Here is a 22,880-nt window from a genome sequence, read left to right on the forward strand (position 1 = left end):
TTGTTTGGTTACAAATGATATTTCATAAAGGGGATAATAAAATGAAGATTGCTATTATTGGAGCAAGTGGTAAAGCAGGGAATCTGATTTTGAAAGAAGCAGTAAGCCGCGGGCATGAAGTGACAGCTATCGTAAGAAATGCTTCAAAGCTGGGAGAGAAAAATGTTGCGGTAATAGAGAAAAGTATATTTGATCTGACATCGGAGGATTTGAAGGAATTTGAAGTAGTTGTGAACGCCTTTGGTGCGCCTCTTGGTGAAGAGCAGCCCCATGTTGATGCTGGACATGCTTTCATTGAAGCATTAAAAGGAACAAATACCAGAGCAATTATTGTAGGTGGAGCGGGAAGCCTTTATGCAGACGAAAACCAGACAGTTACAGTAGTAGAAACTCCTGATTTTCCAGACGCATTTGTCCCGACTGCGAAAGGGCAGGGACGAAACTTACAGGAATTAAAAAATACTACTGATATTTCGTGGACATTTATCAGCCCATCTGCAGTATTTGATGCGGAAGGAAAAAGAACCGGCTCTTATCAGTCAGGAAAAGATAATCTTTTAGTTAATTCAAAAGGTGAAAGCTATATCAGCTATGCAGACTATGCTATTGCTGTATTAGATGAAATTGAAAATCCAAAGCATATTAATGAACGCTTTACAGTCGTCGGCGAAGCGGAATAAGTATTTGCGAATTTATAAAAATAACCTCAAAGGGTAGGTGCCCTTTGAGGTTATTTTTATAACAGCAGTTACGATTTATTCGGATCATCTCTTAATATCCGGTTAATATGAATGATTAAATAAAGCTTCTCCTGCCTGGTTAAATCAATATTATATTTTTGTTTCACAAAATGCGTAATGCTTTCAATAATCTTATTTTCCAGCTGCATCGATTGACTTAATTGGTCAAACAGTATGTCTGTATCTGTGTCTTTAAAAATTTGATTTTTTATGATTCTTTCAGCAAAAAACTTTAAATGCGTAATAAATCTTGTGTAAGAAAGACTAGCTTTATCGAAATTGGCATTTGCTTTTCTTTGAACGATTGCTTCAAGATGATCGATCAGTCTGGCAATTTGCGCTTCTTCATTATAGGATTCTGAATTTAAACGTGCATTGACAAAATGCATTCCAATGGCAGAGGCTTCACTTTCAGGCAGCTCAATCCCCATTGTTTGATTGAGCAGGTTTACTGCGAATTTACCAACTGCATATTCCTTTGGATAGTATTTCACAACCTCAACATAGTTAAATTTTTCTCCAAGGTTTCCTTCATGAAATCGGCGGACAACAAAGGAAATATGATCAGACAGCGATAGGTATAAATAGTCCATCACTTCCATATCATATTCTTTTGTTGCAAATTCAATGATTTCCTTCACAAGATTAAAATACGTATCATCCAGCTCACTTGCCAGCTGTATAAAGTTCTTCAAAATCGTTTTGTCTTTTAGGATAAATGTTTTCTCTATTTCAGAATCTTGAATGTTGCAGCCAATCGATTTCTTATAGCCGATTCCCTTGCCCATTAAAATGTATTCATTTCCAGAATCATTGATTGCCAATACTAAGGAATTGTTCATCACTTTTACGATCTGCATGGCCACGTTCCTATTCCTTTGCTGATTAATTTAATCCATTATTTTTAATAACATCCTGATACCAGTAAAAACTGTCCTTCTTAATTCGTTTTAATTCTTTGAGATCAAAATCTTCTCTGTCTATATAAACCAGACCATAGCGTTTCATGAAGCCTTGGCGGGAGCTTAGCAGGTCCATGACAGACCATGGGCAGTATCCAAACAGCTCTACACCATCTGAAATGGCGTCATTACAAGCAGCAATATGATCTTTCAAGTATTCAATACGGTAGTCATCATGTATTTTACCATCTTCCGTTAGTTGATCGCCAGTTCCTAAGCCATTTTCTGTGATAATCATCGGTAAGCGATACTTTTCATAATAGTCATTTAGTAAAAGTCTCAAGCCTGTTGGATCTACTTGAATCCCGTAATCTGTTACTTCCAGATTTGGGTTCTTTTCAATTTTGAAGTATCCATATAAATCAAAATCAATATCATTTTTCTTTGTCCCGAATGGATGAGCTTCATCCACAGGAAGATAGCTGGCTACTAAAGTACGGTAATAGTTTACGGCAATATAATCCGGCTTCGATGCCTTTAGAATTTCTTCATCCTCAGGCTTTGTTTCCGGATAAATATCACATTTCTTCAGATATTCTTTATAGTATCCCGGATACTCTCCGAAACAATACATTTCCAAGGCATAGTTTGTTTTGAAATTATCATTCATTCTGGCTGCCCAAACATCTTCCGGACGATTCGAGCTTGGATATGTCATCGTAGAAGATACTGCTGGTCCAATTTGTACACCTGGCAGCATTTCACGGCAAGCGTTGGTAGCAAGTGCATGCGCTAAAAACATATGATAATCCATTTGTGCTCTTACTTTTTCAGCCTGTTCACTCGGTACATCATACATATTCATGCGGATATTAACACGAATCATAAGATTTTGTTCATTATGCACCTGCCAATGCTTTACGCGATCGCCGAAAGCTTCAAAGCAGGTTTTAGCAAACTTTTCAAAAGCAAAGGCACAATCACGGCTTTCCCAGCCATTGTAATTTTCAACAAGGGCAAATGGGAGGTCAAAGTGATACAGTGTTACAAATGGAATAATATCATTTTCTAATAAAAAATCAATGACATTATTATAGAAATCTATTCCCTTCTGATTTACTTCTCCGTCTCCATCTGGAATAATTCTTGCCCAGGAGATAGAGAAACGGTAAGCTTTTAAACCGAGTTCCTTCATTAAAAGAATATCTTCTTTATAGTTATGATAGAAATCACTGGCAACTCTGGTATCTGCTTGTACATCTGATTTTTGGAAAGCATTGTAGTCAGCTACCGTTTTGCCCTTGCCATCTTCGTCCCATGCACCTTCAACTTGAAAGGCGGAGGAGGAAGCTCCCCACCAGAAATCCTTGCTGAAATAGTTTGTCATTATCATCACTCCTATATATTTTAAATAATTATTTATCAAGCAGCTCTATCTTAATTGCTTTCTGTAATGGAAACACCTTGAAACTGCGAAGAATTGGTTACAACCATTGGGGTGGTGAGATCATAGCCTTTTGCTTCTATTTCTTCTATATTAAACGAGACAATTTTCGTTCCTTTACTTATCTCATCCCCAGCATTTACATGGGCTTCAAATCCGTCACCATTTAATTCCACGGTATTAAAGCCGATATGAATTAATAATTCAGCGCCATTTTCCAGCTGCAGCCCGATAGCGTGTAATGTCGGGTAGAGAACAGATACCTTACAGTCGGCTGGCGCTACTACCTCACCTGCAGTCGGATAAACCGCTGCTCCTTCTCCTAATGCACCAGATGCGAAAACTTCATCCTTTACTTCAGACAATGGGATAAGCTTACCCTGGACCGGTGAAGGAATGGTTACCTCTGTGGCTGTTACAGTATTTGAAGTATCTTCATTACTGTCTCCAAGACCTTCATCTGATGCATCTTCTTCTTCAGGAATATCCTTAAAACCAAATAACATCGTCATAGCTGCAGCCCCAAAGAAGGCAATGGCAATACCAATAATATAACATAGGAACGCTTTTGTCCCTGCTTCTATATAGACCGGGATGGTTAAAAATCCCTGATTGGCAAAGGCTGTACCATAGGATCCGCCCCAGCCCATCAGACCGCCGCCTATTGCTCCGCTGATTACCGCATAAATCATCGGTTTTTTCAGACGGAGGTTAACCCCGTAAATGGCCGGTTCGGTAATTCCGAAAAGAGCTGTTACAGTTGCTGTTGCAGATAACGTTTTTAATTTCTTATTTCTCGTTTTTAAAAAGACGCCTGCAGCGGCACCTGCTTGTGAAAAGTTAGCAGCTCCTGCAAATGCTAATAGATTCTGCTGTCCAGTTTGTGCGACATCGTTAATTCCAATTGGCAGGATTGCTTTGTGAGCACCAAATATAACAAGAACACACCAGATTCCGCCAATAAAAGCACCTAATAATGTTGGGCTGATATCCATAATAATATAATACAGCCAGTTGATGAAGTTACCTAAGTGAATGCCGATAGGTCCGAAAATAATTAAGGTTGCTGGCACCATCACTAATAGCGTAAAGGTCGGCACCATAATAATTTTTAAAACCTCTGGTGTAATGCGTTCGAAAAAGCGTTGCACATACGCCATGATAAATACTGCAATAATGATTGGGATAACTGTTGATGTGTAATTTGCTAATGTTACAGGAAGCCCTAGAAAGGTAACCGCTGCGTCCCCGGTCATTATTGTAACCAGATCAGGGTAGCATAGCGTTGCTGCCAGCACCATTGCAATTAATTCATTTGCCTTAAATACTTTTGCCGCTACATAACCAATCATAATCGGGAAGAAGTAAAATAAAGCATTGGAAGTCGCATCCAGTATCCGATACGTATTATATTCTTTAATATCCACATTCCAGTAATAAGCAGCGATCATAACTGCTAGTGCCAGAATTCCTTTCAGCATTCCGGATGCAGCAATGGCCGGGATAATCGGAATAAATATGGATGTAAATGTATTTAAAATCCTGCTTCCAATAGACCCTTTATTCTCTTCTTTTTTCTCTTCCGCTTTGCTCAAATCTCCCAAAAGAAGCTGGATTTGATCATGTACTTCCGCCACTTTATTTCCAATAACAACCTGATACTGCCCGCTATTCTCAACGACCGAGATAACCTCGTCCATCTTTTCTAAATTTGCTTTGTTTGCTTTTTTTGTGTCGTATAAAGTAAAACGCAAACGTGTATAGCAGTGGGTTAATCCTGAAACATTTTCTTTTCCACCCACATTGTTTAAAATGTCCTGTGCCACCTGTTGATAGTTCATGTTTTTTTCTCCCTCACTATAAATTAATCCACTGGCCAACGGATAAAATATGAAGAACACAATTGACACAAAAAAAGATCAAACGTACACGTTTAACCTAAGGAAAAAAGCACAACTTTCCCATGGTTAGTAAAGTGTACATTTGATCTTGCCTGCATTATCAGTAACACGTCAAATGTATTCCGGTATTAAGCTTTGCACATATATTAACACGCTTTCATTTTTGATGCAAGTAATTTTTAAATCTTTTTTTCTGGAAAAATAAATTATACTTGTGCAAATTTTAATCTTAGGATATGATACTGCATTAGAACTTTGAAATGGAGATTACTGTGAAAAATCTTTATTTTAAAATGGTTAAAAAAAGACGGAAAACTTAGCGGTGAGACAGTAAAAATCAGGAGATAGGGGCTCGATTTTACGGAGTGAACCTAAGACTTATTCAAGAATATTTTACTGCAAGAAGGAGTAATGAAAAGATGGATAACACACAAAAAAAGCAGGCATCATTGATTTTATGGATTGTTGTATGTTTCTGGTTCGCTCAATATGTTTATATTCCCTACCAGACTACCTACTTAATTTTGGAAAGTATTTCTAGTAATCTGGTTGGAATAATTATTGGTGCATACGGCATTTCACAGCTTATGCTCCGGCTGCCAGCAGGTATTTTGGCTGACCTTAGCAGCAATCATAAGCTGTTTATCATAGTTGGTTCTTTATTTGCTGGCGGCGCCTCTTTAAGCAGGATTTTGCTGCCAGATGATATTGGTTTTTTTCTTGGTAATATTTTATCCGGAACAGCTAGCGCTACCTGGATTTCCTTCATGATTCTTTATATGAGCTTTTTCTCCCAAAATGATCAGATACGGGCAACCAGCAGGATTATTATGGCTAATAATGCCGGTATGCTGCTTGGCTTTGTAACCAGTACGCTCCTCTATGATAAAGTCGGCATGATGATGATTTGTGCCTTCAGCTTATCGGCGGGTCTAATAGGCTTTGTACTCGCTTTCTTTCTTCAATCAACCAAACCATCTAACTATACGAATAAAGTTTCCTTCAAGGAATTAATTAAGGTGACAGCCAATAAAAATTTAGTTCTTTTTTCCTGCTTGGCGTTAGTGCAGCAGGGGGTGCAAATGTCTACTACGATGTCGTTTACAAATCAGATTGTTCAGGAGCTCGGCGGTTCTAATCTGATCATCGGCGTATCGTCTATTATTTATATGCTTTCAGCTGTAGTTTTCGCCAGATTAGCTTCCACTAAATTCCTGGAAATAATGTCTATGAAACGATGGATCTGTTTTAGCTTTCTTTTCCTCGGCATTTACTGTGTATTGGTTCCCCAGACGGATTCGATTGTGCTGGTTTGCCTCCTGCAGCTGATACCCGGCATAGGTACAGGGATCTTGTTCTCACTCCTGACCTCCAGTGCCATGCAAACAATTCCTGAACAAAAGCGTTCTACAGCAATGGGCTTCTTTCAAGCAGTCTATGCTCTGGGTATGACTGTTTTTCCAATAATTAGCGGTAGTATTTATGAGCATTTATCTATGAAATATGCCTTTATTTTTTTAGCGGGGATGTGCTTCCTGGCAGGTACTGTTTCTCTAATTCACTTTAGAAGACAAGAAAAAAGTGGGAGGGGAGTGGATAAAAAAAGAGAGGTGTATCATCAAGTTTAAGTGGCAGGGTAAACGATTAACTACTTAGAATAGTTGATGAAATAAAAGTCCCGCTACTTTTTTTATGAATGTTTGAGCAAGTAGGGAGACTACATTATTTTAGTTCCTTATACTAAAGGTTTATTCAAGTCCAATTTCTGGTATTGCCATCCCGCAGCGCTGTTAAATTAACCTTTGTTTATTGGACAAGTGAGGGCGAAAGAACCCCCACTGATTGAAGTTTTACTCTATTTCGATAATCCTAAAATTAACTCTTTATAGATATCGAAGAATGCAAAGAAGTAATCTTTGTAGACATATTCATCTGTTTTATGCGCCATTTTTGTTTCACCTGGTCCAAACATCATGAACGGGAAGGTATCATCTTTCCCTCGTAATAAATTTGATGCATCTGTCACCCCGGGTGAGCCTTTAACGGAGATTTCTAAACCTAAATGTTTTTTACCGCTTTCCTTAGCAAGATCAATCATTTTAGAATGCTTTGAAGCAAAAACGCTAGGTAATGACATGGTTACTTCCACATCAATATGAGAGCCTTCTTTATTGAATTTATCAGCTGTTTTATTGAATAAATCAATCACTTCATCGTTATCAAATTCCGGAATAGTACGCACATTTAATTCAGCTGATGCCTTATCTGGAACGGAGTTTATTTGATTTCCGGCATTAAAAATAGTTGTACTCATAACCAATTTTCCGAGAACCTCATTTTTACGGTCATCACCATTCAATTTTTCGTCTAATTCTAATAGATATTTCATCAATGGATTAATCGCGTTATAGCCTTGTTCCGGCATAGAACTGTGTGCTGCTTCTCCGACAGATGTGATGCGCAAATTAAGAGAACCTTTGTGAGAGTAAATAATTGTGTCAGGAGAAGGTTCTGCGACCCAGAGATAATTTACATCATCCATATAGCCTTCTTCGTATAATTTTTTAGAACCCGCACCGCCGACTTCTTCACCCGTGGTTGCCATAAAACGGACAGTTCCATTCTTTAGTTCATTATTTTCTTTGAGTTCAATCATTACTAAAGCAAGGTTTACTAAACCGGCTTTCATGTCATCCGTTCCACGGCCGTATAATTTCCCGTCTCTTTCTACTAATGTGAATGGATCTGAAGTCCAGTCGTTCTCATCTCCGGGAGAAACGACATCCATATGGCCGGAGATACCAATGACCGGACTCCCGCTGCCAATGTCAGCAACTAAGTTAACACGAGTGTCTGTTACTGGCACAATTTTAGAGTCAATACCGTATGCAGCAAATAAATCCTTTATATAATTTGCTACTTCGATTTCATTTTCATTAACAGATTTCATCGCTATAATATCGGATAAAATCTTTATCTTTTCTTCCTCTGTAAAATGTTTCACACTGCAATCCTCCCAAATTTCATTGTCTATTTCCAGTGAGAATATAACTATATATTCCCCAAAATGCTTTTGTGTAAACGAGCTGGATTTCGAACAAGTGTAAAGTGAAATATTCAGCGTATCAGAAAAATTCTGTTCTTAAAAAGGAGATTTTCACCAAAATCTATGGATGACAAATTAGATGTCATTTGGATACAAGCAGCTGCTCGTTTTATTACCATAATTTATTGTTTAATCTCAACCATAGGTTTTGGTGTTGAATCTCAAAAGAAATCCGATTTTCTTTGATAATGTATCTGTATAAACATCAAAACACACCCTGTACCAAAAACATATAAAACACCGTCCCGCCTGCAATAGACAGCAGCATACTCCGTCTCCAATAATGTAAGACAATAATCAATCCAATGGCGAGAAGCTCAGGCAGAAAGCCTTCCAATGATGTGAGGGTTACATCCTTTAACGAATACACCACTAATAATCCAAATACAGCCGGCGGCAAAACATATCCCAGGTATTTAATATATTTTGGTGTGGGTTTATTCGATTTAAATATCATAAATGGCAAGAATCTGGTTAAAAGAGTGCCTATAACTATTGAAGCAATAATAATGATTTGCTGTGTGAGACTCATCATTATGAAATCACCTCGTGCTTTGTAATGAATTTTTTAATCAAGGTCAGAAAAATTAATATAATAAGCATGGCAGGAATAATAAAATGCTCTGTACCAAATATTAATAGACATAAAACGGAAGCGGCAATTCCGATAACAGAGCTGATATGATTGCGTTCTTTCATCCATTGGTCTAAAAAGATAACGACAAACAGCGCCGTCATAACAAATTCCAGGCCATCTGTATTAAACGTAACCATAGAGCCGAACAAGCTGCCGATGGTAGTACCGCCCACCCAATAGATTTGGTTTAGCAGGGTGACATAGAACATAAACCAGCCCTTATCAATAGTAGAAGGTATGCGGGAGGTATTGTTAATCACAAATGATTCATCACACATTCCATAGATGAGATAAACCTTTTTCTTACCGGTTCCTTTATATTTATCTAACATAGAGATGCCATAGAAAAGATGTCTGGCATTTATCATTAAGGTTAATAGAAAGGCACTAAACGGGTTAAACGCACCTAATAATAAACTCCCGGCTACAAATTCCATTGAGCCGGCAAAGATGAGGACGCTCATTAAGATGGCATAGATTGGCTGAAATCCTAAGGAATGCATGTATACGCCGTAAGCAATGCCTAAAAAAGCAAATCCGGCCAGTATTGGCAGCGTTTTTGGGAAGGCATACTTCAATGTTGATAAATGATCTTCTAAAGACATTTTTGTTCACTCACTTTCAAACGATAGGGACTAATTATTTTGCATAATAGATTAATACAAGAAGGTGAAGCACGTTGTCTCCGATATTTCTGTATATATGGGTTTGATTCCCATTAAAAATAATTGCTTCTCCTTTATCAATTGTTTCGACAGTACCGTCAATATCCATTTCTAATTGCCCCTCTTGTACAAATACATGCTCCTCTACACCTGGATTGTGCGGGGATGCTTTGTGTTCATTTTCAGGATCCAGTTCGACCATAAAAACTTCAAATTGCTTTTCCGGGGAGAATGGTACAGCTGCATGTACTCTATAATGCTGTTTTTCTTCTGTAACCAGATGCCGGTCTTGCTTTTTAATCACTCTGATAGGATTTGTCTGCTGACTAATCAGAGATGAAAAGGATACCTTAAGGCCATTGGCGATTTTCCAAAGCGTTGTTACAGTAGGGACAGATTCTCCTCTTTCAATTTGCGCAAGCATGGCTTTGCTTACCTCTGTTATTTTCGCTGCTTTATCTAAGCTCAAGCCTCGTTCCTTACGAATTGTTTGCAGATTTTTACTGATATAATCGGCGATTTCTTTCATCTTTTTTTCCTCCTTTCTGACATCATTCCAATTATGTATAGTAAATATATATTGATAAATATAACATACATATAGGCGTTATAACATACAACATCGAAAAAAGAGTTAGATTATTAAAGAAGTAGAGAAATCAGCAAAACTTAAGGAGAATCAAACAGTTGGTGGACTGACTGACGTTAAAATAGATACAGGGCTTGTGATTATGTGCAGTGAAAAAGAATTATCTATTTTTAAACCTTATTGACTAATTAAAAAGCCATCTCCATGGAATGAGATGGCTAATGGTTATATTTGATTCATGTATTCTGCAATATTACTTCGATTGTATAATCTGGTCGTTCACAAATGCTTTTATGAAAAACAATTCATTATCATTAGGATCTCTGTTATTATCTGCTTTAAAGTACTCTATAGCATCTTCAAGCGAGGCAGATGTAACAGCCCGATTTGCTGCTGTTAACTCTTCCCAATATATATTCATTTCAAAAAATTTGTTAGGAAAATTCTAAATTTTCATCAAATATTAGATGTACGTTTCTTAAAACGCTATACAAAAAGCTCCCCGTTTACAATCAAAACGGAGAGCTTTTTGTATAATGTTTCTATGTGCAAATTATCCTTTATAAGCCTGGCGATAAACTTCAGCCAATTCAGTTACAAGGGGTAATTTAGGGTTTGCTGTCGTACATTGATCCTCGAAAGCACGATCGGCAAGCTTATCTACCTGTGCCTCAAATTCTTTTTCATCCACTCCATTTTCTGCAATACTCATCGGAATATGCAATTCTTCAGCCAGCTGATAGATTGCCTGTACTAAGCTTTCTACGCCCTGTTCGGTTGTGGCCGCTGGTAAACCTAATACTTTTGCAATCTCTGCGTAGCGTATGTCAGCGATAAAATGCTCATATTTAGGGAAAGACACAAATTTTGTCGGTTTCTTGGCATTATATCGAATCACATGAGGTAAAAGAATCGCATTGGCACGGCCATGCGCAATATGGAATGCTGCTCCCAATTTATGTGCCAGACTATGGTTAATACCTAAAAATGCGTTGGCAAATGCCATGCCGGCAATGGTAGAGGCATTATGCATTTTTTCTCTTGCTAAGGCATTACTGCCATCACGATACGCTTGCGGCAGATATTCAAATACAAGCTGAATTGCTTTGATGGCAAGCCCGTCGGTATAGTCGTTTGCCATATTAGAAACATAAGACTCGATCGCATGAGTCAGCACATCCATCCCTGTATCTGCCGTAACTGTTTTTGGCACGGTCATAACAAACTGCGGGTCAATAATTGCTACATCTGGTGTTAACTCATAATCTGCCAAAGGATACTTTGTATTGGTTTCTTTATCCGTAATAACCGAGAAAGAAGTTACTTCAGATCCTGTTCCTGAAGTAGTCGGAATCGCAACAAATTGTGCCCGCTGACCAAGGCCGGGATATTTATAGACTCTTTTACGAATATCCATAAACTTTTGTTTTAAGCCAGTAAATTCTGTATCCGGATGTTCATGAAACAGCCACATTCCTTTAGCAGCATCCATCGCTGAACCGCCGCCAAGTGCAATAATAACATCCGGCTGGAAAGCATCTATTGCTGCCGCACCGCGCATCACGGTGTCCTTTGAAGGATCTGCCTCTACATCAGAGAAGATTTCACAGTGCACATAATCCGGACGTTTGCGCAAATAATAGAGTACCTTGTCTACATAACCAAATTCGACCATCATTGGGTCTGTGACGATAAAGGCTTTAGATATATTCGGCATTTTCGCCAGGTATTGAACAGAATTTTTTTCGAAATATATTTTAGGCGGTACCTTAAACCATTGCATATTCACAGTCCTTCTTGCCATTTTTTTAACGTTTATTAAATTCATTGCTCCTACATTTGTGGAGACGGAGTTGCCACCATATGATCCGCATCCAAGCGTCAACGATGGCAGATAAGCATTATAGATATCTCCAATTGCTCCATGAGAAGATGGTGCATTCAAGATTATTCGTCCTGCTTTCATTCTTTTACCGAATATATCCTGTATGGCCTGATTATCTGAATGAAGCACGGCTGAATGTCCTAAACCGCCAAATTCCAGCATTTCTTCAGCACGCCTGAGACCCTCCTCCGTACTGTTTACTTTGTAAGCAGCAAGGACAGGACTTAGCTTCTCCCGGGAAAGAGGGTGATCAGCTCCCACACCTGTCAGTTCGGCGACAAGTATTTTTGTATCCTGAGGAACCTGAACACCTGCCATTTCGGCGATTTTTGCAGCTTTCATACCAACAATAGCAGGATTCACAGCACAGGTATTCTCATTAATAACCAGTTTTTCTACTTTTGACTTTTCCTCCGGATTTAAGAAATATACGCTATTAACAATCATTTCCTGCTTTACTTGGTCATAGATTTCCTGATCTATGATCACTGCCTGCTCAGAGGCACAAATCATGCCATTATCAAATGATTTAGAGAGAATCACATCATTTATCGCCCGCTTCACGTTCACGGATTTTTCGATATAGCAGGGGACGTTGCCGGCTCCTACTCCCAACGCCGGTTTTCCGGAGCTGTATGCTGACTTCACCATACCAGAGCCGCCTGTGGCCAGGATTGTTGCTACACCGTTGTGTTTCATGAGTGCCTGGGTTGCTTCGATAGACGGCTTCTCAACCCACTGGATACAATTTCTTGGCGCTCCGGCTTTTACAGCAGCTTCATGCACGATTCTTGCAGCCTCAGAACTGCATTTTTGGGCAGACGGGTGGAAGGCAAAGATAATCGGATTTCCAGTTTTAATAGATATAATGGATTTAAATAACGTGGTAGAAGTCGGGTTCGTTACAGGTGTTACACCGGCAATCACACCAATTGGTTCGGCGATTTCCACCATCCCTTCCTGCTCGTTCTCGCTGATGACACCAATTGTTTTATCATACTTGATATTATGATATACATATTCTGTTGCAAAGATATTTTTGATAATTTTATCCTCATATACGCCGCGTCCGGTTTCCTCAACAGCTAATTTGGCAAGCTTCATATGCTGCTCCAGTCCTGCAAGTGCCATTTCTTTCACAATCTGGTCGATCTGCTCCTGATTTAACCTTCGCATTTCTGTTAATGCTTTCTGGGCGTTGTTCACCAGCTTTTCAATACTTTCCTCAACAGTTATTTCTTGTTTTTTCTTCTCTTTTGTAATCATCGTAACCTCTCCTTATCATAAGTTTGTGAAAAAATGAGCATGATATTTTAAAAAATAAACATCTACAATGTTGACGGGTGGCGGGGGACCTTAACAAAAGATATGTCTTTTATGACACATGTATTAGGCTTGATAACAATGGTGTAATGCTTCGTCCAGATATAATTCGGTATGTCATGACCTTCTTCCAGATACATGGCCTCAAAAACATCGCCGATTTGGTGTTCGAAAATATCCTGTGAATACGATTCGGCATCTGTATTAAATTCTTTCCATTCTTTTAGAATCATATATTATCACCCCATTCATTAGCTTGGCTATAGCATAGCATTATTTAGCAGAAAAAACTGTTACAAGTTTGTGAATATATTCACAAACTTGTATTAAGCTTGATATACTGCACAATTAGAGTTGGTCATCAAAAGATTATTACTCTGAGATGGGAAATTATCGATGATTATCTTCAGGAAATCTAATAATGTTACATTTATCGACATTATTTCCCCGGAAATATTCTTAGGGATATATTTTTATTTCTCACACTCAGTTAATTGTCGAAATTAGAAGACAAAAAAATTCATCCTTAAATCCTATTAAATTTATATAAGTAACCGTTAAAAAGAAAAACATGTATAATAGGATGCAAGTCATATTGCCTACATAAATCGAATGATGAGGAGATGAACAAGTATGCAGGCTGTTTGGTTATATTCTAAAACAACTGTTCCTAAGGTTCCTGAAGCGACTATCAGCAGGAATCGCTTATATGCCTTACTGCAGAGAACCCCTCATCCAAGAGTTACTATCGTGCAAGCTGCAGCTGGTTATGGAAAAACAACAATATTAAGCCAGTGGGTTCATCAATTAGACGAGCCTGCAGCCTGGTTATCCATTGATGTGATGGATAATGATCCAAGCCGCTTCTGGCAATATATTTTGAAGGCTGTTGCTCAGGCAACAAGACAGCCTATCGATGAAAGGCTGGAGCATCTATTTGATTTGCAATATATGCCTCCTTTTGAACTGATTGTCGATTCACTGCTGAACGAATTAATGATAATAGAATCCCCTTTGCATATTGTATTGGATGACTATCATCAGATTGAGCTTGATATCATTCATGAGATGATTTCACGGCTGATTAATTATTTACCAGAGCACGTTCATCTATATATAGCCAGCAGAACGAAATTACCGCTTCCTATTGCTTCATGGCGGGTGAAGAATTGGGTGACAGAAATCGGTACTGATGAGCTGTCTTTCACATATCAGGAAGTGGAGATTTTCTATCAGAAGAAGCATATAGAAATGAACAAAACAGATTTTTGTCGGAAAATTTTGAGTAAAACAGGCGGTTGGGCAGCGGGAGTTCAATTAGGCGGGTTATCAGAGGAGAGAAATGCAGGTTCCTTAAATAATTCAGTCTCTTTTGTTACAGAGTATATCATACAGGAAATATTTTCTACCTTGTCTGAAAGTACACAGCAGTTTCTACTGCAAACATCCATGTTAAAAGTATTAGATCCGGAATTATGCAATGCTTTGACAGGAAGCGGAAATAGCTATGAGCAATTGTCTGAGTTAGTTGATCAGGGTATCTTCACCATCCGCCTGTCACCAAAGAAGCAGACCTTCCGTTATCATCAATTGTTAGCGGAAGTGCTGGAACAAGAACGAAATAACAGGTACACTGGCGAGGAGCTGGAGAATCTCGTCAAAAAAGCTGGCAGTTTATTATATGCTAGAGGAGAGTTTAATACAGCTATTGATTTAGTGCTTGAACAGCAGCTGTATACATTAGCCGATCAATGGATTAATGACCAATTACTTGATATTTTTTATAGCGGTCAAATCAGGCTGCTGATCCAATGGGTAGATAGTCTGCGTGCAGCAGCATACCCTGTCCATGTAGAAACATTACTGATCTATGCTATTTCGCTGATGACCATTCAGGATATGGAAAAGGTAGGTGTGGCCATTCAAGAATTAGATAAACGTCATGAACAGGATGGATGGAAGGACAAGGAAGAGCATGGTGAGCTTGTGAGTATTCTTATTTCGCTAAAGGCATACGTTCATCTGGCTTTAGGAAACTTAGATACATTTATTGAATTGATTACAAAACAGGTAAATCGAGGACTAACCAATGGCAAATGGTACCGCGCTCCCGTACATTACAATCCATATCATGCTAAACTTACGCGCACTCCGCTCGGGACGAAGGGACAGTATTCCAGTATCAAGGATATAAGGGCTTTTTTAGAAGTTTTTCGGCAGACCGAATTTAAGGAGCATCATGTCATGGGATACAGCTATGGTTTATTTGCGGAAATACTGTATGAAGCGGACAGACTGGATGAGGTTCTGCTGGAAATTAAAGAAGGTCTTCACTATGCTCATGGCTTTAATGATCGCGGATTATATGTACCGTTATCCATCTTAAAAGGAAAAGTATTGATGGTACAAGGACAAACAGCAGCGGCTCATACTGTATGGGATCATGCAATAAATCAAGTGCCTGAATGGTATTGGCATCGATCTATTCAGGCGATGAAGGCCTTAGCTTATTTAAGAGAAAATAAAATCGAAGCTGCAGAGACTGAATTATTTAAGACAGAACGCCCGGAGCCATTGCAGATAGAACTGGGTCAAGAAATGTGGCTATTAGTCTATTGTCGACTGTTAATGGCAAAGAAAGCGTGGCAGGAGGCATTGAAAATTGCCCTGCAGGTGCATGAATATGCTGCCAAAATAGATCAGATCGATTTAATGATTGAAGTTTCTATTTTATCAGCAATCTGTTATAAACAATTGAAGCAGGAGAGCCTCGCATATGTTACTTTGCATGCAGCTCTTATATCAGGCTCTCAGTACGGTTACAAACGAATATTTATTGATGAGCCAGGATTTGATCAGTTATTGAAGGACTATCAAAAATATAAAAAAATCAAGCGTTCCTTCCAAGAGGAAATTTCACCGGATTACCTGGAGGAATTGACTGGTATGAGCAGGCCTATTGAGTTCCTTGATGACGGGATGGATGCACTGACAGCACGGGAAAGGGATGTCCTGCGTCTATTGGTAAGCGGTGTTTCCAACAAAGAAATGGCAAAGCAGCTGTTCCTCTCAGAAGGTACGATACGGGTCTATCTGACGAGAATTTATAGCAAGCTTCAGGTGAAATCACGAGCTCAGGCTATATTACGTACAAAAGAGTGGGATATTTAGCCTGGGTGAATGGAAGTGAAATTATATAAAATATTTATTATGACGTGAAAACATTGAACTGTGACCCATCGTATCTTATAGGACCACAGTTCAATGTTTTTTGATACAGATAAAAACAGGTTTAATAAAACGAAATAGTGTTATATATTAAGAGGTACTAAATACAGGTTTTGTAATATTAAGAAATCAAAGACAGAGTATTATTTTTTAATACTTAAAATCATTCGAGTACAGGCGTCTGGGAAATAGCTCTTACATTTGTAATGATTTTTGGAACTAAGAAAACTGCAATAAATTTCCTGATTAGTTTTCTGAAAATACATAATTTGATGAATTTAAAGGCTGATTTTACAAGATGACTATTTAAAGACATAGAAAAGAACTTGATCTTTTTGTGCCATCCTGGAAATGTGCCGTAATATCTACCAAAGTTTGTTGAGATGGTGTTTTATAAAAATCAGTATATGGAGGGGGAATCCTTTTGAAGAAGCTATTATTGATATTATTTGCAGGTTTATTATTATTAGCTGCATGCGGTGGTGAAGATGACGCTGCTGAAACCGCTGAAACGAATGAAGAGGAAAATAACGAGAGCAATGCTGAAAATGAAACAGATACTCCAGAACAGGAAGAGAAAAAAGAAGTGTACACGATTGGTGATACGGCAGTGATTACCAGTGATTTATACGAATTTGATTATGAGGTAACTGTAAACGATTTTTATTTTGCTGAGGAAGTAAATGGGAAACCTATGGAGGATATCATGTCTACCTCTGATGACGATTATAAATTGGCAGTAGCGGATGTTACTTTCAAAAATATAAGTGATGAAGCTTATGTACCTCATCAAATGTATTCAGCAAACTTATCGGCAATAGATGAGGATGGCGGTGAAATATCGTATAATGAATTCTTTCCTGAGGCAGACGAAGAATTAGCTCCGGGAGAAGAGGTGCAGGGGCCATTGGTTTATGTTGAAAGAGTAGATTATGCAGATACCTTTCTTTTAAAATTCGAATTTATGTCTGATGAAGAAACGCATTTTGAATTGCCAAACCCTGAACAATAAGCTGATTATCATTTGTAATCCTCAAGTTTTACAAGGGCAGCTGACAAGAATAACAGGTATGTTTTAATAGAGGATGCTCAAAAAGTCCAGGTGAGACGATGTTACTGTGAACTTGGCAGAATATAATATTTTACAGGGCTTTTTGAACACGCGCTCGTCATAAAAAATAAAATAGGAGTGGCATTTTGAAGAAATTAATGAGCTTTATTTTCATTATAATCGTTTTATTGACTGCCTGTTCCTCAAATGATGAGGATACAGAAGCAGAAGATTCATTGCCGCAAGAGAATAATACCGAAGCAGTGGAAGAAGAAAACGAAAATACAGATACCTCTGCAGAGACAGATGAAGGAAAGGAGACAAATAGCAGCGGGGAACAGGATATTCCTGAGCTGGAACGGGCTGAAATAAGTACTTCATTAGTGGATGAGGAATTAATTCCTTTTGAAGATTTAGAGGATGAGAAAAAATTCTTCATAGATGATCCAGAATTAACGGAACAGCGGATTTATTATGGAAATCAGCAGGTAATTACATTAATGGACAGAGATACCATGCTTTTTGATTTGAAGAATGACAAGGCTGTCTGGGAAATTGGAGAATCCGCCGCCGGTGCAGGAGAAAATGTTTACTTAGAAGAAAACAGACTGGAATTTTCAACGATGAAGGCATTTATATCTGTTGCGATTGATTCAGGTGATATTGTGGATCAGCAGCCGCATGAAGAGGAGGACGGCTTTGAAAATTATATAAATATAAACGGCAAATACAGATCCGGCTTCGACGCAAGTCATGTTCATATAACGAATCAGGATACAGGAGAAAAAGTAGATATTCCTGTAGCAGAAGATGATTATGTAGAAACAGTCTTAACAGAAAATGCGCTGGTCACCAAAAATGAAGACCTTTTAACAAGCTATGAAAATGCCAGCGGGGAGCAGCTTGCTGAATCAGAAATGGAGGGAGCCCAATATATTCAGACCTCTGGCATCGGGGATGACCTCTATGTATTTCAAACGGAAGAATTAAGCTATGATTATACATTGACAAAAATGGATGCAAAGACACTGGAACCGGAGAAACAAATCTATTTAAAAAATGCGAACATGGTTCCGGTAGTTACAGAGAATGCTGTTTATTATTATGACAGTTATGATGGAGAGTTAGTTTCCTTGGATTTAGATATGGAGGAAGAGCTTTGGCGGGTAGATATTGATGGGGAGGATTATGCTTATCAATTTGACAAAATGCTCGGTGATTCAGATGGCGTACATGCTATTTTAAGACCAGCAGGCGAGAATAAAGCAGTTTATTTAAATCTCAGCTATGAGGATGGGGAAGTTTTAAACTTTGTAGCGACAGATTATCGATTTGATGATAATGAACATGAGTTTTATCTTGGAGATGGGAAAGCATATATCCGTGCATTAGCAGATGGTGGAGACGGGAATGTATTCCATGTATTCGATAAGGAAAATGTGCATAGAGATTTTCCTGGTGAGTAGATTAAGAAAGCTTACTGCAGAAAATACGGCTGTATAAGCCGTCAGGGCCGAATTATGAGCTTTTATACATGAATAATACCTAATAATAAATAAGCCCTGATAAGAGAGTAGTGCTAAATATACTGCTCTTTGATCAGGGCTGTTAAATGTGTTTAAATATAAATATTTTTATGCTTGATTAGATATAAGTGTCATTTTCATTCCTTCGTACTTGCAAAAAATTCACTTTAAGAAAAATTTAAGAAATGCTTTAGAAATAGATAAGAAACACCATGTAATTTCTTATCTATAGAAAAGAGGAAGAACAGCAGTGAATTTTAGAAAGGAAATGATGAAAATGACAAATAATCAAGCGGAGAAACAAAATATAACACTGATTTTAGGATTGGGTGCTTTAGCTTTGATTAGACCACTAATGAAAATAACCGGATTCATTCATATCTTTGGCAGTGAGGCTATTGGAAGCATAGCCATGACAATCTTAATTTCAATAGCCTGGATTCTTATTGTTATATGGAAAGAGGCTCAAAATCCAATCAAAACACTAGTTTTGGCAGGCGTCAGCTATGCAGCTTTTGCCATTATACTAAGCGGCATCCTATCACCGGTTCTTGATGGCAGATTACAGGGACCGTTAACGAATCCGATTGCACTGGTCAGTGTTTTTATGACGAACATCATTTGGGGATTAATATTAGGTATTATAACTTCTGCGATACCAAATAAGAATCGAAGCTGATATTTGCTATGAAGGGACGCTTTTCTAAAACGGCAGAAAAGCGTCTTTTATAGATTCAGGTTTTTTCGTCAAGGATGATAAGAAAAGGCGGCTGTGCCGACTGTTTAGATTCCATTATAATGGTAAGTGAAGGAAGGTGCTTCGACGTGTCTATCAAAAAACGGTTAATTTTATCTAACATAGCAATGATCCTTGTTCCAGGAGCTTTACTATTGGTAACAGAGATAGTTTTAGGATACTTCCTGTTTGTCGTTTTTAACGGCGACCCGCAAGGTGAAGATTTAAAGGTTTTTGTCCAATTCCGATTTATTGCGATTGCGCTTATTTTAATACTGACGAATGGTTTACTGACCTATTTTATGTCCAGAAGTATTATCAAACCGATTTCTAAATTATCTACGGCAGCAAAGAAAATCAGTGAAGGCAATTTGGAATACAGTGTCCAGTCGGATAAAAAGGATGAATTAGGCGACCTTGCCAATACGTTTGAACAGATGCGACTTAAATTGAAAGAAGCAGATAGAGAGCAGAAACAATATGAACAGAATCGTCAGGAGCTGATTGCCAGTATCTCTCATGATTTAAAAACCCCGTTAACCTCTATAAAAGGCTATGTGAAAGGAATTCAGGATGGGGTCGCGAACACTCCTGAAAAGCTGGACAGGTATATGGGCACCATTTACAGAACAGCAAATGATATGGACGTACTTATTGATGAATTATTTTTATATTCAAAGCTCGATTTAAAAAGAGAAACCTTCCAATTTGAACAAGTAGATTTATATGCTTTTTTTGCCGATTTTATTGATGAATTGGCATTTAACCTGGAAAAGAGGCAGGGAACAGCTGCCTTATCAGCCAATAAAGAAAACAGCTATGTGGTGACAGCAGACCGCGAAAAGTTAAGAAGAGTAGTGATGAATATTATTCAAAACAGTTTAAAATACATGGACAAAGAACAGAAGGAAATCCAAGTGAATTTGACATCTGAATCTGACAGAATCGTCGTGGAAATGAAGGACAATGGAAAGGGGATAAGGGAAGAAGATATTCCTTATATTTTTCAAAGCTTTTACCGGACAGATACTTCGAGGAATTCTGCTACAGGGGGCAGCGGACTTGGGTTGTCCATTGTCAAAAAAATAATTCAAGAGCATGGTGGAGTGGTTTGGGCCGAGAGCGAACCAGACAAAGGAACGAGTATCTACTTTACATTAAAGAAGGTGATGTAAATGCAAAGTGTACTGATTATTGAAGATGAGAAGGACATTGCTGCATTGGAAAGAGACTATTTGGAGATAAACGGGTTTAAAAGTGATATTGCGACAACAGGAGAAGAAGGGCTGAAACTGGCAACGGCAAATTCCTACAGTCTCATCCTATTAGACTTGATGCTGCCGGGAATCGATGGATTTGCTTTGTGTGAAAAGCTGCGGGAAACATTGGATGTACCTATATTGATGGTGACAGCCAGAAAGGAAGATATCGACAAGATTCGCGGATTTGGCAGAGGAGCAGATGACTATATTGTAAAGCCATTTAACCCAAATGAGCTGATTGCAAGAGTAAAAGCACATATTTCAAGGTATGACCGTTTAACAAAGCGGGATAAGAAACCAAATGAAATTCATATGAAAAATCTGACGGTTGATCATGGGTCACGACGGGTTTTTCTGGATAACAAGGAGAAAATATTTACCGCAAAAGAATATGATTTATTGTATTTTTTAGCGTCTAATCCGAATATTGTCTTTACGAAAGAGCATCTGTTTGAACAGATTTGGGGGTATGATGCTATCGGAGATAATACGACAGTTACGGTTCATATCCGGAAAATACGGGAGAAAATCGAGGAGAATCCCTCTTTACCGCAATTTATTGAAACAATCTGGGGTGTGGGGTATCGGTTTCAGAAATGAGAAGATTATTTTGTTTTTCGATATACCTGAAATATCCTCATATTAATATTTAAATCCGATTCGCAGTACGTGTGAATATAAACTCCTAAACTGCTGTCATAATAAGTTTTGCGGTCTTTTTTCGCGATCGAAGATGATATTTATTTAATTTGTTTATATTCGATTTTAGTTAAAGTACTAATGTATAGTATACTTGAAAAGTAATTACATTTAGAAGGGAGGCAAGTGTAAATATGAAAACGATAGGGTACAGCACTTAATTTTTAATGAAATTCTTGAAACTAAAAAAATATTAGTTTCAAAGATAAATTAAACAGGAAAATGAAAGAAGGTGACTATCAAATGTTAGATGTCTAAATGTCATAAAGCAATAATCTTTAATTTTCTATAGCCAACAGTTAAAATTATTTCTCCAATAGATAATACTACTCAAATTCTTCGTTTATTGCACTAATTGGTTATACTTTCTATAAAAAGAGCAATGGAAATACCCCTAATCCCTTTGCAATAGGACAAGCAAGCTGTCTAAGCGAATTAGTTCTAATGTCAGACATTTGCTTGGACAAAAAGCTTAAACATTATCAATAAGTGCAAATCACTCATCTTAATATTCCCGAGGATTCCAATTGAATAATTTGGATATATAAGTAAGCCTAGTTTCGAAAACTGTGAAATTATATGAAAAGCCAGTTTGTTAATTAATGTATTTATCTGAATTTATATTTAAATGAGGAGAGGAGTAAAAAGTCATCTAGAACATAAATTGTTAGAAAATAAATGTATTATATGATATAATTATAATGAATATAAACGGGTATAAACTAGTAATGATTCATGATGAAAATGACCAGAACGTTGTCGGGGAGTATTTACAAAACCTTTATGAAAAATCAAAATTGTCCCCAAAGGCAAAACTACATTTGATGTTTCTTAATAGTGCATTCAATCTTTTGAGTGTACAGACATTAGAAAGCTTAATTAATAAACGAACGGAGCTCACCATTACTCTCAATGGTGAGCAGAGGACAAAGCATTATCATTTAGTAAAACCTCTAAGACTAATACCAATCTATGAATTGCGTTATGCTATGAATGGGAACGAGCATCTGCGCTTTTTGTTTTTCCCTTTTCAGCACAGAAGACAACACTATTACGTTTTTGTGAAATGTTTCATAAAAATGCGTACACCACGCATTGATGAAACTGATAAGATGAGAAATTTGACGTTTGAGATGTACAAGAGGGTAAAGAAAAATCCTGAATATTATTTAGAAGGGAACTGATA

At 37.8% G+C, this 22,880-nt stretch carries 19 protein-coding genes; 9 read left to right on the forward strand and 10 right to left on the reverse strand.

The genetic code is table 11. From position 1 onward, the window contains the following. The first annotated feature begins 41 nt into the window (after window positions 1–41). On the forward strand, window positions 42–680 hold the full coding sequence (locus tag IEX29_RS21705) for an NAD(P)-dependent oxidoreductase (RefSeq protein WP_188737161.1): 639 nt from the start codon (window positions 42–44) through the stop codon (window positions 678–680). Between the two features lie 68 nt (window positions 681–748). Here the strand turns inward: IEX29_RS21705 and IEX29_RS21710 are convergent, their stop codons facing one another. The 3 genes from IEX29_RS21710 to IEX29_RS21720 are packed head-to-tail and all read right to left on the reverse strand — an operon-like array spanning window position 749 to window position 4,927. Continuing rightward, window positions 749–1,600: a PRD domain-containing protein gene (locus IEX29_RS21710; RefSeq protein WP_188737163.1), complete on the reverse strand. Its 852-nt coding sequence runs from the start codon at window positions 1,598–1,600 to the stop codon at window positions 749–751. A 25-nt stretch (window positions 1,601–1,625) separates the two neighbouring features. Next, window positions 1,626–3,029 (reverse strand): glycoside hydrolase family 1 protein, encoded by a 1,404-nt coding sequence (locus tag IEX29_RS21715; RefSeq protein ID WP_188737165.1) that lies wholly within the window; start codon window positions 3,027–3,029, stop codon window positions 1,626–1,628. Between the two features lie 50 nt (window positions 3,030–3,079). Further along, window positions 3,080–4,927 carry a beta-glucoside-specific PTS transporter subunit IIABC gene (locus IEX29_RS21720; RefSeq protein WP_188737166.1) on the reverse strand — a complete coding sequence of 616 codons (1,848 nt, stop codon included), beginning with the start codon at window positions 4,925–4,927 and terminating at the stop codon, window positions 3,080–3,082. A gap of 479 nt (window positions 4,928–5,406) precedes the next feature. On the opposite strand from IEX29_RS21720, the gene IEX29_RS21725 reads away from it, so the two are divergent. Next, a complete protein-coding gene (locus IEX29_RS21725; protein ID WP_188737168.1) occupies window positions 5,407–6,615 on the forward strand; it encodes an MFS transporter in 1,209 nt (402 codons plus the stop codon). A 227-nt stretch (window positions 6,616–6,842) separates the two neighbouring features. Here the strand turns inward: IEX29_RS21725 and IEX29_RS21730 are convergent, their stop codons facing one another. From IEX29_RS21730 to IEX29_RS21760, 7 genes are all read right to left on the reverse strand, one after another. After that, window positions 6,843–7,991, reverse strand: coding sequence for an ArgE/DapE family deacylase (locus IEX29_RS21730; protein WP_188737170.1), 1,149 nt, complete (start codon window positions 7,989–7,991; stop codon window positions 6,843–6,845). Window positions 7,992–8,298: 307 nt separating this feature from the next. After that, window positions 8,299–8,625 carry a branched-chain amino acid transporter permease gene (locus tag IEX29_RS21735; protein ID WP_188737291.1) on the reverse strand — a complete coding sequence of 109 codons (327 nt, stop codon included), beginning with the start codon at window positions 8,623–8,625 and terminating at the stop codon, window positions 8,299–8,301. 2 nt (window positions 8,626–8,627) lie between these two features. Beyond that, window positions 8,628–9,335 (reverse strand): AzlC family ABC transporter permease, encoded by a 708-nt coding sequence (locus IEX29_RS21740; protein ID WP_188737172.1) that lies wholly within the window; start codon window positions 9,333–9,335, stop codon window positions 8,628–8,630. 34 nt (window positions 9,336–9,369) lie between these two features. Beyond that, window positions 9,370–9,924 (reverse strand): helix-turn-helix domain-containing protein, encoded by a 555-nt coding sequence (locus IEX29_RS21745; RefSeq protein ID WP_188737173.1) that lies wholly within the window; start codon window positions 9,922–9,924, stop codon window positions 9,370–9,372. 313 nt (window positions 9,925–10,237) lie between these two features. Next, entirely contained in the window at window positions 10,238–10,405 is a 168-nt protein-coding gene (locus IEX29_RS21750) for a hypothetical protein (protein WP_188737177.1), read from the reverse strand. Between the two features lie 132 nt (window positions 10,406–10,537). Further along, window positions 10,538–13,135 (reverse strand): bifunctional acetaldehyde-CoA/alcohol dehydrogenase, encoded by a 2,598-nt coding sequence (adhE, locus tag IEX29_RS21755; protein ID WP_188737179.1) that lies wholly within the window; start codon window positions 13,133–13,135, stop codon window positions 10,538–10,540. Window positions 13,136–13,197: 62 nt separating this feature from the next. Then, window positions 13,198–13,425, reverse strand: coding sequence for a hypothetical protein (locus IEX29_RS21760; RefSeq protein ID WP_188737181.1), 228 nt, complete (start codon window positions 13,423–13,425; stop codon window positions 13,198–13,200). Window positions 13,426–13,825: 400 nt separating this feature from the next. Here IEX29_RS21760 and IEX29_RS21765 point away from each other — a divergent pair, with 400 nt between their 5' ends. The 7 genes from IEX29_RS21765 (at window position 13,826) to IEX29_RS21795 (ending at window position 22,878) form a co-directional block, all read left to right on the forward strand. After that, complete coding sequence (locus tag IEX29_RS21765; RefSeq protein WP_188737183.1) at window positions 13,826–16,363, forward strand: winged helix-turn-helix domain-containing protein; 2,538 nt, start codon at window positions 13,826–13,828, stop codon at window positions 16,361–16,363. 481 nt (window positions 16,364–16,844) lie between these two features. Next, window positions 16,845–17,432, forward strand: coding sequence for a DUF4352 domain-containing protein (locus tag IEX29_RS21770; protein ID WP_188737185.1), 588 nt, complete (start codon window positions 16,845–16,847; stop codon window positions 17,430–17,432). 185 nt (window positions 17,433–17,617) lie between these two features. After that, window positions 17,618–18,937, forward strand: coding sequence for a hypothetical protein (locus IEX29_RS21775; RefSeq protein ID WP_188737187.1), 1,320 nt, complete (start codon window positions 17,618–17,620; stop codon window positions 18,935–18,937). Window positions 18,938–19,247: 310 nt separating this feature from the next. After that, complete coding sequence (locus IEX29_RS21780) at window positions 19,248–19,676, forward strand: hypothetical protein (RefSeq protein ID WP_229720327.1); 429 nt, start codon at window positions 19,248–19,250, stop codon at window positions 19,674–19,676. Between the two features lie 212 nt (window positions 19,677–19,888). Further along, on the forward strand, window positions 19,889–20,908 hold the full coding sequence (locus IEX29_RS21785; protein ID WP_229720328.1) for a sensor histidine kinase: 1,020 nt from the start codon (window positions 19,889–19,891) through the stop codon (window positions 20,906–20,908). Beyond that, window positions 20,909–21,595: a response regulator transcription factor gene (locus tag IEX29_RS21790; protein ID WP_188737190.1), complete on the forward strand. Its 687-nt coding sequence runs from the start codon at window positions 20,909–20,911 to the stop codon at window positions 21,593–21,595. It begins immediately after the preceding gene. A gap of 827 nt (window positions 21,596–22,422) precedes the next feature. Further along, entirely contained in the window at window positions 22,423–22,878 is a 456-nt protein-coding gene (locus tag IEX29_RS21795; protein ID WP_188737192.1) for a hypothetical protein, read from the forward strand. Window positions 22,879–22,880: the final 2 nt, after the last annotated feature.

It is taken from the genome of Oceanobacillus neutriphilus (genome assembly GCF_014645515.1).
GTDB classification, from domain to species: domain Bacteria; phylum Bacillota; class Bacilli; order Bacillales; family Amphibacillaceae; genus Oceanobacillus; species Oceanobacillus neutriphilus.